This window comes from Rahnella sp. P4_A8 (assembly GCF_056402435.1).
On the sequence record NZ_JBFUHK010000385.1, the window covers coordinates 1 to 543 of the forward strand.

2 protein-coding genes are annotated in these 543 nt (G+C 42.3%); both read right to left on the reverse strand.

Annotated elements, in window-relative coordinates; all coding sequences use genetic code 11:
* On the reverse strand, positions 1–194 hold a 194-nt coding region (rpsM, locus tag AC1DUO_RS26145), incomplete at its 3' end, for a 30S ribosomal protein S13 (protein ID WP_477989655.1).
* A 148-nt stretch (positions 195–342) separates the two neighbouring features.
* Positions 343–459, reverse strand: a complete 117-nt coding sequence (gene rpmJ / locus AC1DUO_RS26150; RefSeq protein WP_002227352.1) for a 50S ribosomal protein L36 — start codon at positions 457–459, stop codon at positions 343–345.
* Positions 460–543 lie beyond the last annotated feature (84 nt).

A 543-nucleotide genomic window follows, 5' to 3' on the forward strand; every position in this document is an offset into this window, starting at 1 on the left:
ACAATGAACTTGGCAACTTCGTCACGCAGTTTTTCGATTTGCTCTTCAGACAGCTCACTGATCTTAACATTTTCAGCAATACCGGATGCAGCACAGATAGACTGTGAGCGGGTTTTGCCGATACCGTAGATCGAAGTTAATGCGATTACAGTATGTTTCTGATCAGGAATGTTAATGCCTGCTATACGGGCCACTATGCACTCCTACTATTTATATACGGCAACACCATTCTGAAAAGCCCGTTTTCAGGATACTCAAATAGTATTGCTGCTTACATACAAAAGATTGGCTGGCTAATCTAGCCAGCTCAACCCAACTTTGCAAGAAAAATATGCGAGATAATCAGCCTTGACGCTGTTTATGCTTCGGTTCTGCACTGCAGATTACGCGAACGACACCGTTACGCTTAACAATTTTGCAGTTACGACATAATTTCTTGACGGAAGCACGAACTTTCATTTTTACTCTCCGTAACTTCGMAAACTCACCAGATTAGCGGTTATAGCCTTTCAGGTTTGCTTTCTTCAATGCAGACTCATACTG